We start from the raw sequence: 14,732 nt of genomic DNA, 5'->3' as shown, positions 1-14,732 counted from the left end.
GCCCTGGGAATACCTGACGCAATGTGGGGGTTCTGTGGACCCTGATCCAGATCCCGATCCTGATCCCGACCCAGATCCCGACCCTGATCCCGATCCCGATCCCGATCCCGATCCCGATCCCGATCCCGATCCCGATCCCGATCCCTGCGGGGATTACACCCTGAGCGCCGCGGCCGCCTACCTCAGCGATGGCGCGATGCTTGAAGGTGAGCGTATTACGCTGGCCCATGGCTTCGTAACCTGGACACATGCCATCAGTCAGCCGGGACAATACCGGGTATCGTTTGATATCGCCGCCCCCCATGGTACGAAAACCAATACCTTTACCGCCGCTGGCGAAAGTCGCGCGGTGACCAACACCGCGGATACCGGCATTCAGAGTGTGGTTTTTGACAATGTCACACTGTCAGGTGGCAATCACCAGTTTTCGGTCAGATGGCCGCCCGCAGGCAAACTGGGGCTATATCGAGGTGCTGGGTGCAAATATTGCGCTGGTTACGGCCGATACCCCGGAGCCATCGCTTTCCCCGGCAACGGTTTCTTTCACCGAAGGAGATAGCACGGATCTGGTGCTGACACTGAATCTGGATGGCGACACCCTCAGCACTGTGACACTCGCCGGGCAACCGCTAAACAGCAGTGATTACACACTCGGTGGCTCGCAGCTGTCACTTTCCTCGCAGCTTTTCCAGGGGCGCACCGCTGGTGAGCAGCTGGTTTTGGAAGTGACATTCGCGCAATCGGATGCTGCCACTTCCACTATTTCCATTGTGGCTGCAGGCGGTTATGAAGACGGCTTTGTTTACGTCACCGATGACGGCCACTTTGGCCTTAACGGCGAGTATTTCTATACCAACGGCGCCAACAGCTATATCCCGTTCTACAAGCACGAGCAGATGGTGACCGACCTGTTTGCCAGTGCGGAAAACCTGGGTATGACCAGCTTCCGTACCTGGGCGTTCTGCGACGGTGAGTATTACGGCACCCTGGCCAATACCGGCTTGGATGGCGACATCATGTGCTTCCAGCCAGAGAACCCGGATTCGGTCAGCGCTACCGAGCGCTTTAATGAAGCCGCCTTCGCTCGCCTTGACTGGGTTGTGGAAGAGGCACGCAAAGCGGGCCTGAAACTGATTCTGCCACTCACCAACTACTGGGGTGGTTTCGGCGGTATGTGCCATTACGCCTACTGGTCGCCGAATATCATTGTGGATAACGACGGTGACGGAGTGGAAGGACCACAGGACTATGAAGCCTGCTATCGCTCCGAACAGCGCCAGCGGGGCGTGACACCGCCGGTGGTGATGGTGGAAGTGGATGGGGAAATGGTCGCGAAGGAAGATCATATTTTCCTCGCTGAAGCCAATGCCCAGTACTACGGCGATGACTGGTCGCGCACACGTTTCAAGGAATACATTTCCTACCTGCTGAATCGGGTCAATACCATCAGTGGCGTTGCTTACAAGGATGACCCCACCATCATGATGTGGGAGCTGGCGAATGAGCCGCGCTGTATCACCTGTACGTCGGAACAGAAAGCCGACTTCCACGACTGGATTGACGATATCTCGTCCCATATCAAATCCATTGCACCGCGCCATCTGGTGTCAACCGGCACCGAAGGGTTCGATGCGGACAATCCCTGGGAACCCGAAGAGCAGAAGGGCAAAGACGGCAACGACTTCGTCACCGATCACAGTTTCCCGAATATCGATGCGGCCTCTTTCCATATGTACCCGGATTGGTGGGGATTGGATGAGGAGCAGGCCAAGGAGTTTGCCCGCAGCCGTATCGCCAAGGCGCGCGCCATGGGCAAGCCCGTGTACATGGGTGAATACGGCCGCATGCTGCAGTTTGACCCCAATACCATGAAGCCATGGATGCACTGGGACGGCCGCGACGGTATTACCCCGGCAGAGCGCAAACGTGTTTTCGAGGAATGGCTGGCAATTGCCGACGCCGAGGATCTCGATGGCGCACTGATGTGGATTCTGTCCGACACGGATTTCTGGGAAATCCCCAGCGAAGAAAATATGGGCGGCCCTTACTGCGATACCACACCGGGACCGGCCATGGCCTGTGACGGTCTGTATAACGACTGGGATCGTTTTACCATCTACTGTAATCCAGAGTATCAGTACGACGATGCCTGTGATGTGTTTGGTGCTTACTCGCAGATCGTCGCTCAGAAAAACGTGCCGGTCGCTAATGACGGTACACCGCTAGCACGCTTCACGTTCGCACCGGGTGCACCGCAACCCGATGAACAGATCAGCTTTGATGGGACCAACTCCTACGATGGGGATGGGGAAATCGTCAGCTATCAGTGGACCTTCGGCGATGGCAGTAGTGCGACCGGTGCACAGGTAAACCACAGCTACAGTGCCGGGGAGTACACCGTGACCCTGACGGTGCTTGATGACAGCGGAAAATCCCACCAACACAGTAAAACCGTCACGGTGGAAGCCGCTGCGGCCAACAGTCGTATTCTGTACAACGGCAAGCCTCTGTACCTGAACGGTTTTAATATCGCCTGGTTCAATTTCGCCAACGATATTGGCAATGGTCTGGATGAAAATTCCCTGCGCAGTGCCTTGCAGGATCTGGTGGATGCCGGCGGCAATACCTTACGCTGGTGGATTCACACCGACGGTTCCTATACCCCGGCCTGGGGCAATGTAAATGGCAAGCAGGTGGTCACCGGGCCTGGTGGCAGCTTCATTCAGGACCTGCAGCGGGCACTGGATATTGCCGCGGAGTACGACGTGTACATTGTTCCCTCCCTATGGTCTTTCGATATGTTGCGGGCCAACGACGTGCGCAATCCACCGACCTTCGATAACTACCGGTTACTGACTCAGGACGCGGTGTTGCAATCCTATCTGGACAACGCTCTCACGCCGATGGTGGAGCAGCTCAACAGCCACCCACAACTTGTGGCCTGGGAGCTGTTCAACGAACCGGAAAACATGACGGAATCCTGGCTCGCCGCGGATGGTGGTCGTCGGCCGACCCTGGCCCAGTTACAGCGGGTACAGGCAAAAATGGCGGCGACTATTCACCGGGTAGCACAGAACCTCGGCCAGCAGGCACTGGTGACCACCGGCTCAAAATCCATGGGTAAATACAACTCCGATGTGGCCGGCGGAACCAATCTGTACCGGGACGATCGCCTGATCGCCGCCGCAGACGGGGACGCTCTGGCCGTGCTCGATTTCTATCAGCCCCATTACTACAACAATGAAGGCAAGAACGGGGCCTGGTCTCCCTTCCATCACTCCGCAGACTACTGGGGCGTCGACAAGCCCATTGTGGTTGGCGAGTTTTATGTAGAAGACCTGAATGTTCTCAATGACCCGGTAGATGGCCGCGATCTGTGCGAGCGCCTGCACGACCTCGGTTATGCGGGAGGCTGGGCCTGGCAGTGGAATCAGTGGCCGGGTGATGTATCCGCCTGTGTCAGCAGGGTGCCCTGAGACGGTGTAATTACCGCCGATATTTGCCGGTGCTGCCGGCAATAGGCAAAGAACAGTGGCTGGTGCACCGTGGTGCGCTGGTCATTGCACGGCAGTTCCCCTGCCGTGAATTGCGGTGCGTGTATCGCGGGCCGCAGAGTTGCCGGGCAGTCAGATTCTGCTTGTGCCGCGGTTGTCCGCTGTATCGACACTGGTCGCAGTTAACGGCGAACTCACTCCAATGAAACACCAATAAAAAAATGCATGGTGAGTGAAATGATAAAAGCAAAAACAGGCCTGTCGCTGGCAATAGCCGCGATGATGGCCGTTCCCCTTGGTGCACAGGCGGCCGCCTGTACCGCGCCGGAATGGGATACCGCCTTCCAGTACAAAGGTAACGAACTGGTCACCTACGATAGCGCCCACTTCAAAGCCAAATGGTGGGTGAAAGGCTCCGCGCCCGATCGCAATGAGCAGTGGGGTCCTTGGGAATTTATTGAGGACTGCGAGACTGGTGGCGATCCCGATCCCGATCCCGATCCCGATCCCGATCCCGATCCCGATCCCGATCCGGTGCCAGTCGTATCTCCACAATCCCGCTCCTTCAACAGCGATGGCGGCAGTGATGTGGTCTTCACCTTGAATACTGATGGCGACACCCTGGTGTCCGTGGACAACACCACGCTGGCGACGTCCGTGGGTGAAAGTGCCTACAACCTGAACGGTTACGAGCTTACCTTCAGTGCTGCCTACCTGAGCAGTCTTGACGCAGGTAACTATAGTTTCCTGCTAAATTTTGCCAGCGCCACGCCACTTGCGGTCGATATCAATGTGGTGGAGGTGAGCGAGGAAGCCCAGACACTGACACCGCAGGATGCGGTGCTGAGTGATGGTGCCGAGCTGTCCGGTGGTCTGGTGTCACTCAAACATGGCCAGGCGCAGTGGCTCTACTACGCCCCCATGTCCGGGGAATATGTGGTGGAATTTGATTACCAGTCCCCCCACGGTGAAAAAACTAATACTTTTTACGTGGGTGGAAGCACCCAGCAGGTGGCGACACCGGCCACCACCGGTACTGAAACCTACACCATGACCGCCAACCTAAGCGCTGGAGAGCAGGTGATTGGTGTAGAAGGGACAAGCGGTAACTGGGGCTATATCCTGTTGGGCGACGTTCGGGTTATCCCGGCGGAAGTAGTGCCGGAAGATCCCACACTGAGCCCGGCCAGCAAGAGCGTACAGGCGGGTTCCGGCGAAAGCGTCAGCTATAGCCTGAACAGCGGCTCTTATACCTTTACCGGTCTCAGTAATGGCGGCACCACGCTCCAGCAGGGCACCGACTACAGCGTGAGTGCGGCGAGCCTGACCCTGGAAGCGGGCTACATCAGCACCCTCGCGGTGGGCAGTTATAACCTGGCCGCTACTTTCGAGAATGCCGACCTGGGCAACCAGTCCGTATCCGTAGAGCTGCGTGTAGACAGCGAGCCTGTGGTGATGCCAACGGTTTCTCCGGACAGCCAGACCGTCAATGTAGATGCGCCCACTGCGCTGACCTTCAACCTGGATTCCGGTTCCTTCTCCTTTACCGGTGTCGAGGCCGATGGTGTCGCACTGCAGGCCAGTGACTACAGCTACAGCAGCGGTGAACTCACCTTGAATGAAGCGCACGTGGCTAGCCTGAGCAGTGGGCAGACCGTCAGCTATAGCGCCCAATTCAGCAGCAGTGATCACGGCAGTGCCTCGGCAGATTTCCTGGTGACCGCGACGGAAGCGCTTACCGGTGACTGCTTCGATATCAGCACGGTGACTTCCGAAGGTGCTGTAATTGAAGGTGACCGCGCGAAGGTCACCGGCACCAATGGCAGCGCTGCCTACTGGACCTTTAGCCTGGAAAAGGCCGGTCAGTATCAGGTGCTGCTCACCTATAGCACCGAGGGCGGCGACAAGTATGTGTCCTACCTGCTGGACGACGGTGGCCTGTCGAATATGGTGTGGCCGAATACGCCCGTTTCAGCACCCCAGGACATGGAGTTTGTGCACAACCTGAGTGCGGGTGTACATCGCATCGGCATGATCAATCGCGAAGGCGATTGGGGCTGGGCCAGCGTACACAACCTGTGCGTGAACTTCCTCGGCAACCTGGAAATCAACAGCCCACAGGCGTTCGACCACTTGAGCAGTGGTGCGGACATTACCGTGGACTTCGATAAGGATGCCACCGGTGACCTGACGTATTCCGTTAACGGTGGCGCCACCCAGGTATACGGAGGTAACAGCCCACTGGTGATTCCTACCAGCGGTGATGGTCTCTACGACCTGGAATTTGGAGTCGCCGGCACCAGCCTGAAAAAAGCACTGCGGGTGCAGGTGGGTAATGCTCCCGGTCCCTTCTATGTGGATACCCTGGGCACACAGTTTGTACTGGGCAACCAGCCGTTCTACTTTAACGGTTCCAACCAGTACTACCTAATGTACAAGCCGGAAGCCATGGCGGAAGACTTCTTCCAGCGCGCGCACCATCTCGGCATGACCTCGGTGCGCACCTGGATGTTCTGCAACGACAGCAAAACCCATGATGGTGTCTGCATCAACATGAAGTCCGGTGACGACTTCCTTTTGACCAAAGCCAATCGCACCGCTGCCGAGCAGGCCATTGTGGATCGCAGTTTCGAGCTGTTCGACAACTATGTGGCACTGGCTCATCAGTACGACATCAAGCTGGTGCTGTCACTGGCGGATCACTGGAACTACTTCGGCAACCTGGATTCTTACGGCTCACCGCATTTCTCCACGCCGTCGTCCGTAGACAAGTTCAAAGGCTTTATCACCGAACTGTTGCAGCACCAGAACCCTTTGACCGGTTACACCTACGCGGAAGATCCGGCCATCATGATGTGGGAGCTGGCCAACGAGCCCCGCTGTGAAAGCAGCTGTAACGCGCAAATCTTCAAAGCGTGGGTGGACGATATTTCCAGTCTGATCAAGTCACTCGCCCCCAGTCATCTGGTGTCCATTGGTGCAGAGTCGTCGTTTGGCCACAATGGTACCGGGGATGATTTTAACTTCGTCAGAACCGTCAACGACTTACCCACCATCGACGCCATCAGTGCGCACCTGTACCCCACCTGGTGGAACATGTCCGACGCGGAAACCCTGGCCAATATCGACCAGCTCGCCGAAGTAGGGCGGGTACTGAATAAGCCAACCTATATCGGTGAATTCAGCTGGCCGGTGGCCTCGGAAGCGACAGTGGCCGAAGACCTGAACGTGCGTTACCAGAAGTTTGTCGACTGGTACGCGCAGGCGGAACAGAACAAGGACGCCATTGGCGGTATGCACGCCTGGCAGCTCTCCGGTAAGGAGTGGGGCAACGGCAACACGCCACTGGATGGTTGCCAATGGTGCGCCGGCCCCTACGGTGAGCCCACTGGCGGCTGGGTAGCCAACAACGATGGCTTCCAGATGTACTGTGCCATGACTGCAGAAGAAGAAACCCTCACGGAAACCGGCGCGCCCGGCTCCAACACCGAAGGCAACATGATCCATATCGACCTGCACAAACCAGTTTGTGATTTGTTGATCGATCGTTCTTCTTACTATGAGTCCCTGAATCAGTAGATCCAACTCAAGCCCGGGTATGCCCCGGGGAAAACAAGGCCGCAGTGGGGTTACCTGCTGCGGCCTTTTTTGTGGGTAAAGTGCGGTAAACGGTTATTTACATTTCTTTAGCCTGAAGAAACCCCACTTAACTGGCCAGCGAATAGAATTCTTCCATCGGTACTCGAACGCAGTACACGACTGAACCGGATCTGCAAACTGAGGAGGAAACCTATGCCAAATCTGCAGAAGCCCGTGATGGCCATTGCCATGACACTGGTCCTGTTTTCAGGAAGTTTTGCCGCCCCTTATGCGGATGCGAGCCCACGCTATAGCGAGCGTCACAGTGCACACCGCCATCACGCTAAACCGCAACAGAAAACGGTTGTGGTCGTGAAAAAAATGTATCCGGTGGGGTATCGTGCAAAAGCGTTACCAGTGGGTTACCGCAAGGTGATTGTCAGCGGTAAACCCTATTTTTATGCAAAAGGTAACTACTATCGCTGGCTGCCGAAGACGGCAACGTATGTGGTAGTAAAGAATCCGGGGGCTGCCTTCGGATAAGGTGCATCCGGCGCTTGCGCCGGGATTTTTGATCAATGTGATTAACGAAATCTTCTGATTAAGGAATCTACCAATGAAAAGTGTCCACGCTCTGCTTATCACCAGCATACTGCTGGTTACCTCCACCAGCTTTGCCCAGGAAGAAACTTCTACCGGGGGCAAGGGCGGTCGCCTTGGCGATATGATGACAAAGCTCGACACGGATAGCGATGGCCGCCTTTCCGTGGATGAGTTCTCAGCTTTCTCGCCGAGAAGAGGCGACCCCGAAGAAATGTTTTCCCGCATGGATCAAGACGGCGACGGCTTTGTAACGGAAGAGGAAATGAAGCAGGCCCGCAAGGGAATGCGGGGGAAGCGAAAAGGACAGGAGTAGTCTAGGTAAGCAACGCGCAGTGGTAATTAACTCTATTTAGTCCTTTTAGTGTCCCTGACCAAAAATGACTTACCCTGACCGCGTTTTAGCTCGAAAAGATCGATGGCCCTTAGCAGGCTGCTCAGGTTTTTGAAGCCATAGTTTCGGCAGTCGAAGGAAGTCCTATTGGAGATATTGGAGCCGACAGCACCGAGATCAGCCCAACCATCGTCGTCCTCGGTGGCTTCGATAGCTTGACGCAGTAACGTGATCAACTTTGTATCAGACTTGATGTTTTTGTGCTTTTCTCCACTCTTTTTCTCCAGATATAAAAAAAGCGGGCTTTCGCCCGCTTCAATACCTCTCATCCTGTGAGCGACTCTTTCTTGTAGTAATTCCTTTTCTACAGTCGATGTGTTCTCAGTGCGTTACCACTGCAGCGCACCACCGGTCTGGTATTCGATTACCCGTGTTTCGAAGAAGTTTTTCTCCTTGCGCAGGTCCATGATCTCGGACATCCACGGGAAGGGGTTCTGGGCGCCGGGGAATTGTTCCTTCAGGCCCAGCTGGCTCAGGCGACGGTTGGCGATGAAGTGGAGGTATTCCTCCATCATGGCCGCGTTCATACCGAGTACGCCGCGGGGCATGGTGTCGCGGGCGTAGGCCACTTCCAGTTCCATACCTTCCAGGATCATCTGGGTCACTTCCTGCTGGAACTGTTCGGTCCACAGGTGTGGGTTTTCCAGTTTGATCTGGTTGATGACGTCGATGCCGAAGTTGAGGTGCATGGACTCGTCGCGCAGGATGTACTGGAACTGCTCGGCAACGCCGGTCATCTTGTTGCGGCGGCCCATGGACAGGATCTGGGTGAAGCCGCAGTAGAAGAAGATACCTTCGGTAACCGCGTAGAAGGCGATCAGGTTGCGCAGCAGTTCCTGGTCGGTTTCCGGGGTGCCGGTCTTGAAGTTGGGATCGCTGATGGAGCCGGTGTGCGCGAGGCTCCAGGCAGCTTTCTTGGCGACGCTGGGTACTTCGCGGTACATGTTGAAGACTTCGCCTTCGTCCATGCCCAGAGACTCTACACAGTACTGGTAGGCGTGGGTGTGGATGGCTTCTTCAAAGGACTGACGCAGGATGTACTGGCGGCATTCCGGGTTGGTGATGTGGCGGTAGATGGCCAGCACCAGGTTGTTGGCTACCAGGGAGTCGGCGGTGGAGAAGTAACCCAGGGAGTATTCCACGATGCGACGCTCGTCTTCGGTCAGACCATTGGGGTCTTTCCACATGGACACGTCTTTGTTCATGTTCACTTCCTGCGGCATCCAGTGGTTGGCACAGCCGTCGAGGTATTTCTGCCAGGCCCAGTCGTACTTGAACGGTACCAGCTGGTTCAGGTCGGCGCGGCAGTTGATGATGCGCTTTTCGTCGACTTCGATACGGGCAGCGCCCATTTCCAGTTCTTCCAGGCCCGGGGCCGGATCCAGATCGTTTACGGCGGCGCGCGCGGCTTCCACGGCGGAAGAGGGCGCAGCGGTGGACTTGGTTTCGGCTTGGGCCGCGGTCGATGCCGGGGCACTGCTGGCGCTCTCTACCTGGTAGTTAGCGCTGGGTTCGGTGACTGCCTGCTGCTCGGATTGCAGTGCACCCGGCACCGGTTGCGGTTCGGCTTTCTTGGGCTCTGGCTTGGCTTGTGTGTCGATATCGTCCCAGCTCAGCATGACTTCCCCTTATCTTTTTCCGTGCGATGTCCCATTGGTAATGGGGCATCCAAAGTATGTTTCGTGTGCGACCTGCACCCGGCCCGGGTTTGACGCTTTTGCGGCGTTCTGGCCCGATGCCGGGGCGGCGCTTATGGTCTTGGTTGCGTGGAGCCGCTGCTGCCAGCGGCTCCACGCGGTGCTCTCCCCCGAGAGTCTTTTTAGCTTGTAACGTCAGCTTGTAACGAACGCTTACTGGCAGGCTTCGCAGTCTGGATCGTCCAGGGAGCAGGCTGCGGGTACGGCTGCTGGTGCGGGCTCTTGTGGAGCCGAGGCCTGTGGCGCTACCGGCGCGGCGCTGGCGGCGGGGGCGCCGCCGGCGCTCACTGCGTTCAGGGTGCCACTGTTCACGGTGGATTTTTCCGTGGTGGTGGCAGCCAGTGCACGCAGGTAGTAGGTGGTCTTCAGACCGCGGTACCAGGCCATGCGGTAGGTCAGGTCCAGCTTCTTGCCGTTGGCGCCGGCGATGTAGAGGTTCAGGGACTGGGCCTGATCAATCCACTTCTGACGGCGGCTGGCGGCGTCCACGATCCAGCGCGGCTCCACTTCAAACGCGGTGGCGTATTTGGCTTTCAGGTCGGCCGGTACGCGGTCGATCTTCTGTACAGAACCTTCGTAGTACTTGAGATCGTTGACCATCACCTTGTCCCACAGGCCACGGGCTTTCAGGTCGTGTACCAGGTAGGGGTTCACTACGGTGAATTCGCCAGACAGATTCGATTTCACGTACAGGTTCTGGTACGTGGGCTCGATGGACTGGGATACGCCGGTAATGTTGGCGATGGTCGCGGTCGGGGCGATGGCCATGACGTTGGAGTTGCGCATGCCCTGGTTTGCCACCTTGTCGCGCACCAGATCCCAGTCCAGGGTGCTGCTGGTGTCCTGGTCGATAAACTGCTCGCCGCGGTTCTTGGCCAGAATTTCGATGGAGTCGATCGGCAGGATGCCTCGGCTCCACAGGGAGCCTTCGTAGCTGCCATAGCTGCCGCGCTCTGCCGCCAGGTCACTGGAGGTGGAGATGGCGTAGTAGCTGATCGCTTCCATGGTGGTGTCGGCGAAGGCGACAGCTTCATCGCTGGAGTAGGAGATGCCGGCCTTGTACAGCGCATCCTGGAAGCCCATCAGGCCCAGTCCCACCGGACGGTGTCGCATGTTGGACTGACGCGCGGTTTCCACGGAGTAGTAGTTGATGTCGATCACGTTATCGAGCATGCGCACGGCGGTTTTGACGGTGTTTTCCAGCTTGCCGGTATCCAGCTTGCCGTCTTCGCCGATGTGCTGAGACAGGTTGACCGAGCCCAGGTTACACACCGCGATTTCGTCATTTGCCTTGGTGTTCAGGGTGATCTCGGTGCACAGGTTGGAGCTGTGAACCACACCGGCGTGCTGCTGCGGGCTACGCAGGTTGCAGGCGTCCTTGAAGGTGATCCAGGGGTGGCCGGTTTCAAACAGCATGCCCAGCATCTTGCGCCACAGGTCCAGTGCACGCACTTTTTTGTGCAGCTTCAGCTTGCCTTCGGCAACCAGCTGTTCGTAGTGCGTGAAACGCGCTTCGAATGCTTCGCCGAACAGGTCGTGCAGGTCCGGGGTGTCCGCCGGGGAGAAGAGGGTCCACTCCTTGTCTTCGAATACGCGCTTCATGAACAGGTCCGGCACCCAGTTGGCGGTGTTCATGTCGTGGGTACGGCGGCGGTCGTCACCGGTGTTTTTGCGCAGCTCGAGGAATTCTTCGATATCCAGGTGCCAGGTTTCCAGGTACGCACACACGGCGCCCTTGCGCTTGCCGCCCTGGTTTACCGCGACCGCGGTGTCGTTGGCCACTTTCAGGAAGGGCACAACACCCTGGGATTTGCCGTTGGTGCCTTTGATGTAGGAGCCCAGGCTACGCACTGGCGTCCAGTCGTTACCCAGGCCGCCCGCCCACTTGGAAAGCATGGCGTTGTCCTGGATGGCACCGTAGATGCCGTGCAGGTCGTCCGGCACGGTGGTCAGGTAACAGGAGGACAGCTGCGGACGCAGGGTACCGGCGTTGAACAGGGTCGGGGTGGAGCTCATGTAGTCGAAAGAGCTCAGCAGTTCGTAGAACTCAATGGCGCGTTCGTTCGGCTTGTCTTCATTGATGGCGAGGCCCATGGCAACGCGCATGAAGAACAGCTGTGGCAGTTCGAAACGGACTTCATCGGAATGCAGGAAGTAGCGGTCGTACAGGGTCTGCAGGCCGAGGTAGGTGAACTGGTGATCGCACTCGGGCTTGATCGCATCGCCCAGCTTTTCCAGGTCGAAGCTGGCCAGTGCCGGGTCCAGCAGTTCCAGTTCGATACCTTTGGCCACGTAGGCGGCCAGGGCCGGCTTGTACAGGCCTTCCATTTCTTTCTGGGTGGCGGACTCGGCCACGTCCAGGAAGCGCAGGGCTTCAGCGCGCAGCTTGTCCAACAGCAGGAAAGCGGTGGCGTAGGTGTAGTTGGGTTCCTGTTCCACCAGGGTGCGCGCGGTGATTACCAGCGCGGTATTGATGTCGGTTTCGGAAACGCCGTCGTACAGGTTTTTCAGCGCTTCATTCAGGATCACGTTGCCGTCCACATCGGTGAGGCCCTCACAGGCTTCGCTGACGATGGTGCGCAGGCGTTCCATGTCCAGTGGTACCAGTGAGCCGTCTTCCATCTTTACGCGGATGCTCGGATGGGTGTCGGTGGACTGGACGGCAGCAGTGGCCTTTTCTTTTTCTTTCTCTGCGCGCAGGCGGGCGTGCTCTTCGCGGTAGAGCACGTAGTCGCGGGCGATTTTGTGTTCGCCGGCACGCATCAGTTCCAGCTCGACCTGGTCCTGAATTTCTTCGATATGGATGGTGCCGCCGGAAGGCATGCGGCGCTTGAAGGTGGCGCTGATGTGGGAAACCAGATCGGCCACGCGCTCGTGAATACGGCTGGAAGCTGCGGCAGTGCCACCTTCAACGGCGAGGAAGGCTTTGGTAACGGCAACGGAGATCTTGCTGTCGGCGTAGGGCACCACGGTGCCGTTGCGCTTGATGACGCGAATCTGACCGGGGGCGGTGGCAGCCAGTGAGGTGTTGCTGCTGGCCTGGTCTGTTACCGAATCCTTGGTAGTGCCATTAGGCACAGACTGGGAACGCCCTGTCTCTGTGTGCATGAATTTCTCCGTAAGTTTTCGTGCGCGTCGGGGTCGACTGCCTTGGTTTTTGCTCTGATTTTTCAGTGTGTCGGCTTGTGGCCTGAAACTGTTTACGCGACCACTTTTTCGTCGTTCAGTGCAGTCCTTGCGCGAACCTTGGCGATTCCGCGGGCACAAGTAGTGGCGGCGAAGCCGTGGCTTCGCTCGGGTAACTCTTGTGGGGTACTGCTTTGATACTGCGATTGGCTCGGGTGTTTGACCTTGGTGCCACAGGCCCAAAGAAAAGGGGAAATGTGGACAACCTGCGAAGCCAGCTAGTTGGTGCGCTTGAGTTCGGACACAACATGTTGTGGTGGACCTGCTGGCGCAGAAAGGCACTTAGCGTCGTTTTCCCCGGAGATGCCTGGGCTATATCTGGGGGCTGCTCTGTGCTCAAACCCAATATGTTGGGGTCCGATCTCGAATGAGCAACAAGATAATGCGGTTGGGGGGGTAATTCAAGGCGGATAACTATGGAGTTACTTGTGGATAATTTGTGGGTAGGCGGTGCGAGGTTGAATTCTATTCCCCGGCAGCGCCCGCCATTACTGGCTGGGTATAAAAAGTGAACAGTGGATGGCGCGCTATCCACACTTTAAGAATATTTTTTAATAGTAAGCGGGTCTCAAATTAAGCCCAGCAATAACGATTCCCGGTTGAGCATTCCCTGATCAAATCGGCACTGCAGGGTCAATTTAGCCGCCAGTCCGCTAGGTAGAGTGGTGAAATTATTGCGAGAGAGGTAACCGCTGACTGCTGACGTCGTGCGGCGATTTTTCGACCGGGAAATGCCTAACCTGTGGACAAGGTGCAGTAATTTTACCCTGGTTAGAGGATTCGGGCGCCAGTTTGCCGGAGGCAATGACCGGCGCCCGAAATGAGCTCGAAAGATATGAGGGCCTAGTTGCTGTTGTCCTGCAGGAATTCCATCAGTGCCTTCTGTGCGTGCAAGCGGTTTTCCGCTTCGTCCCACACTACGGAGATTTTTTCATCTTCCAGTAGTTCACCACTGACTTCTTCGCCGCGGTGCGCCGGGAGACAGTGCATAAATATGGCGTCCCGGTTGGCATGGCTCATCAGCTCGTGGTCCACCAGGTAGCCGTCGAAGGCAGTGAGGCGGATCTGCTGCTCGGTCTCCTGGCCCATGGAGGCCCACACATCGGTGGCAACCCAGTCGGCACCGGTGACGGCTTCTTTCGGGGTGCGCACAATTTTTACCCGGTCTTTGGCGCGGGCGAGGATGGTCTCGTCCGGGTCGTAACCTTCCGGGCAGGCGATGCGCAGTTCAAAGTCGTACATCAGTGCGGCGTTGATGTAGGAGTGGCACATGTTATTGCCATCGCCCACCCAGGCCACCGCCTTGCCCTCCGGGCTGCCGCGGTGTTCTACATAGGTTTGCAGGTCCGCCAGTAGCTGGCACGGGTGGTAGCTGTCGGACAGGGCGTTGATGACCGGCACCTTGCTGTATTCCGCAAAGCGCTCCAGCACGTTGTGGCCGAAGGTGCGGATCATCACCATGTCCACCATGCGCGAGATGACCCGTGCACTGTCTTCGATGGGCTCGCCGCGGCCCAGTTGGGTGTCGCGGGGGGACAGGAACAGGGCGCTGCCGCCCATCTGCGCCATACCGGCCTCAAAAGAAACCCGGGTGCGCGTGGACGATTTTTCAAAAATCATCCCCAGCACTTTGTTGCGAAATGGCTCGCTGGCGATGCCCTGGTTGCGCAGGGCCTTGAGCTCGATCGCGCGCTCGACGACTGCACGCAGTTCGTCCCGATTCAGGTCGAGCAGAGTGAGAAAGTGTCTGACTGCCATATTGGTATCCTCTTTAATTCCTTT

8 protein-coding genes are annotated in these 14,732 nt (G+C 57.3%); 4 read left to right on the top strand and 4 right to left on the bottom strand.

The genetic code is table 11. The features are described from left to right. The first annotated feature begins 395 nt into the window (after nt 1-395). The 4 genes from ACYX4K_RS09275 to ACYX4K_RS09260 all read left to right on the top strand — a co-directional run bounded on the left by ACYX4K_RS09275 (nt 396) and on the right by ACYX4K_RS09260 (nt 7,989). Nucleotides 396-3,476 carry a cellulase family glycosylhydrolase gene (locus ACYX4K_RS09275; protein WP_476178677.1) on the top strand — a complete coding sequence of 1,027 codons (3,081 nt, stop codon included), beginning with the start codon at nt 396-398 and terminating at the stop codon, nt 3,474-3,476. A gap of 255 nt (nt 3,477-3,731) precedes the next feature. After that, nucleotides 3,732-7,073, top strand: a complete 3,342-nt coding sequence (locus ACYX4K_RS09270; RefSeq protein WP_475092401.1) for a X2-like carbohydrate binding domain-containing protein — start codon at nt 3,732-3,734, stop codon at nt 7,071-7,073. A 213-nt stretch (nt 7,074-7,286) separates the two neighbouring features. Next, nucleotides 7,287-7,616 (top strand): DUF6515 family protein, encoded by a 330-nt coding sequence (locus tag ACYX4K_RS09265; protein ID WP_475092402.1) that lies wholly within the window; start codon nt 7,287-7,289, stop codon nt 7,614-7,616. A 73-nt stretch (nt 7,617-7,689) separates the two neighbouring features. After that, nucleotides 7,690-7,989 (top strand): EF-hand domain-containing protein, encoded by a 300-nt coding sequence (locus ACYX4K_RS09260; protein ID WP_475092403.1) that lies wholly within the window; start codon nt 7,690-7,692, stop codon nt 7,987-7,989. A gap of 32 nt (nt 7,990-8,021) precedes the next feature. Here the strand turns inward: ACYX4K_RS09260 and ACYX4K_RS09255 are convergent, their stop codons facing one another. From ACYX4K_RS09255 to argF, 4 genes are all read right to left on the bottom strand, one after another. Next, nucleotides 8,022-8,336, bottom strand: coding sequence for an OST-HTH/LOTUS domain-containing protein (locus tag ACYX4K_RS09255; protein WP_475092404.1), 315 nt, complete (start codon nt 8,334-8,336; stop codon nt 8,022-8,024). Between the two features lie 60 nt (nt 8,337-8,396). Next, entirely contained in the window at nt 8,397-9,686 is a 1,290-nt protein-coding gene (locus ACYX4K_RS09250; protein ID WP_475092405.1) for a ribonucleotide-diphosphate reductase subunit beta, read from the bottom strand. A gap of 231 nt (nt 9,687-9,917) precedes the next feature. After that, complete coding sequence (locus ACYX4K_RS09245) at nt 9,918-12,872, bottom strand: ribonucleoside-diphosphate reductase subunit alpha (protein ID WP_475092406.1); 2,955 nt, start codon at nt 12,870-12,872, stop codon at nt 9,918-9,920. Between the two features lie 921 nt (nt 12,873-13,793). Next, on the bottom strand, nt 13,794-14,708 hold the full coding sequence (argF, locus tag ACYX4K_RS09240; protein ID WP_475092407.1) for an ornithine carbamoyltransferase: 915 nt from the start codon (nt 14,706-14,708) through the stop codon (nt 13,794-13,796). Nucleotides 14,709-14,732 lie beyond the last annotated feature (24 nt).

This window comes from Microbulbifer sp. ABF4_107 (assembly GCF_056312215.1).
Note: the sequence above shows the minus strand (reverse complement) of the source record. Positions and strands in the feature narration are given on the sequence as shown.